The organism is Halomonas nitroreducens, assembly GCF_003966155.1.
GTDB lineage: Bacteria > Pseudomonadota > Gammaproteobacteria > Pseudomonadales > Halomonadaceae > Halomonas > Halomonas nitroreducens.
On record NZ_RXNS01000038.1, the window covers coordinates 1 to 2,686 of the forward strand.

Below are 2,686 nucleotides of genomic sequence, written 5' to 3' on the forward strand. Positions count from 1 at the left end.
CGAGGAGATTTCCGCATGCAGGACATGCAGCTGTTGAACGAGGGCTTCGCCCTGATGGGGCTCGGCATGGGCTTCGTGTTTGTTTTTCTTACCGTGCTAGTGATCGTCACGACCCTGATGTCCAAGGTCATCGGGCGCTTCTTCCCCGAGCCGGCCCCTGCCGCCCCGTCCCGGCCCGGGCGCGCCGCGCCGGCCGGCGACGATGAGCTCATGGCCGTGATCAGTGCCGCGGTGCATCGTTATCGCCAGCGTCATCGCCGCTGAGGCCGGCCCGCCTTCCCTCCTGTCCCTTTCCAACCCCTATAACGACAAGGAACTTCTCATGAGTGAGAATGCACGTCCGCTCGGCATCACCGACGTGGTCCTGCGCGACGCCCACCAGTCGCTGTTCGCCACCCGCATGCGCCTGGACGACATGCTGCCCATTGCCGAGAAGCTCGACAAGATCGGCTTCTGGTCGCTGGAGTCCTGGGGCGGCGCCACCTTCGACGCCTGTATCCGCTACCTCGGCGAGGACCCGTGGGAGCGGATACGGGCGTTGAAGGCGGCGATGCCCAACACCCGCCAGCAGATGCTGCTGCGCGGCCAGAACCTGCTCGGCTACCGCCACTACGCCGACGACGTGGTCGACCGCTTCGTCGAGCGCGCCCGGACCAACGGGGTCGACGTCTTCCGCGTCTTCGACGCCATGAACGACCCGCGCAACCTGGAGCGGGCCATTCGGGCGGTGCGGGCCAACGAGGGGCATGCGCAGGGTACCATTTCCTACACCCTGAGCCCCGTGCACACCCTGGACAGCTGGGTCGAACTGGCCAAGTCCATCGCCGCCATGGGGGCCGATTCCCTGGCCATCAAGGACATGGCCGGGCTGCTCACCCCCTACGATGCCTATGAGCTGGTATCGCGGCTGAAGAAGGCGCTGGATATCCCCATCCACATGCAGTGCCACGCCACCACCGGGCTGTCCACCGCCACCGCTCTCAAGGCGGTGGAAGCCGGCATCGACAACGTCGACACTGCCATCTCCTCGATGTCCATGACCTATGGCCACAGCCCCACCGAGTCGCTGGTGGCCATGCTCAAGGGGACCGAGCGCGATACTGGCCTGGACCTGGAGGCGCTCGAGGACATCGCCGCCTACTTCCGCGAGGTGCGCAAGAAGTACGCCGCCTTCGAGGGCTCGCTGAAGGGCATCGACGGCCGCATCCTGGTGGCCCAGGTGCCGGGCGGCATGCTCACCAACATGGAAAACCAGCTCAAGGAGCAGGGCGCCGGCGACCGTCTCGACGACGTGCTCAAGGAGATCCCCCGGGTCCGCGAGGACCTGGGCTACATCCCGCTGGTCACCCCGACCTCGCAGATCGTCGGGACCCAGGCGGTGATGAACGTGATGATGGGCGAACGCTACACGTCCATCTCCAAGGAGGTCCAGGCGCTGTTGCGCGGCGAGTACGGCGCGGCCCCGGCGCCCTTCGACAAGGCGCTGCAGGCCCGGGTGCTGGAGGGCAATGATCCGATCACCTGCCGCCCCGCGGATCGGCTCGCGCCGGAGATGGACAAGCTCACCGCCGAGCTCGACGCCAAGGCCCGGGACGAGGGCATCCGCCTGGCCGAGGGCGAGCGCAAGGTCGACGACGTCCTGACCTATGCGCTCTTCCCGCAGATCGGCCTGAAGTTTCTCAAGAACCGCGACAATCCCGAGGCCTTCGAGCCGGCCCCTCAGGCGCCGGGCAGTGCGGCCGCGCCGGCGCCAACGCCGGCCCGGGCCGCGGCCCCGGCCGGCGACCCCGAGACCTACACCATCAAGGTCAACGGCAAGGCGTACGTGGTCGAGGTCGCCGAGGGCGGCGAGATCAGCCAGGTCCAGGAGCAGGGCGCCGCTGCCGCTCCGACGGCGCCGGCCGCCCCGGCCGCGTCCTCGGGCGCGACCATCGCGGCGCCGCTCGCCGGCAACATCTTCAAGGTCAACGTCAGTGTCGGTGACGCGGTCGCCGAAGGCGACGTGGTGATCATCCTCGAGGCCATGAAGATGGAGACCGAGGTGCGGGCCGCCTCGGCGGGCACCGTCTCGGCGGTCAACGTCAGCGAAGGCGACAGCGTGGCCGTCGGCGACGCCCTCGTCGTGCTCTAAGGAAGGTTCCATGACCGAGAAGATTCTGACGCTCTGGTACGGCTCGGGGCTCTACAACCTGAGTCTCGGCCAGGCGGTGATGCTGGCCGTCGGCCTGCTGCTGCTGTGGCTGGCCATGGCCAAGAAGTTCGAGCCGCTGCTGCTGGTGCCGATCGGCTTCGGCGGCATCCTGGCCAACATTCCCGAGGCGGGGCTGGCGCTGTCGGCCGCCGAGCAGGCGGCCCACCTGGCCGGGCCCGAGCTGCTCGAGCGCATGGCGGCGGCGCTGCAGCTGAGCCTGGACCCGGCCGCCGGCGTCGAGGCCTGGCGCCATACCCTCACGGAGGTGCTGCACGGCGACACCCCGCCCGAGCTGGTCCGCGCCGCCAACGACGTGGCCAAGGGGGCCGGCCATGCCCCCGGCATGCTCTACCAGTTCTACAGCGTGGCGATCGCCTCCGGCGTGGCGCCGCTGGTGATCTTCATGGGGGTGGGCGCGATGACCGACTTCGGTCCGCTGCTCGCCAACCCGCGCACGCTGTTCCTGGGCGCGGCCGCCCAGTTCGGCATCTTCGC

General features: G+C 68.8%; 3 protein-coding genes. All 3 read left to right on the forward strand.

Annotated elements, in window-relative coordinates; all coding sequences use genetic code 11:
- Nucleotides 1–15: 15 nt before the first annotated feature.
- On the forward strand, nt 16–264 hold the full coding sequence (locus tag EKG36_RS20320) for an OadG family protein (protein WP_126487102.1): 249 nt from the start codon (nt 16–18) through the stop codon (nt 262–264).
- 58 nt (nt 265–322) lie between these two features.
- Nucleotides 323–2,131, forward strand: coding sequence for a sodium-extruding oxaloacetate decarboxylase subunit alpha (gene oadA, locus EKG36_RS20325; RefSeq protein WP_126487103.1), 1,809 nt, complete (start codon nt 323–325; stop codon nt 2,129–2,131).
- A 10-nt stretch (nt 2,132–2,141) separates the two neighbouring features.
- Nucleotides 2,142–2,686: sodium ion-translocating decarboxylase subunit beta (locus EKG36_RS20330; protein WP_185827624.1), on the forward strand; the 545-nt coding region annotated here is incomplete at its 3' end.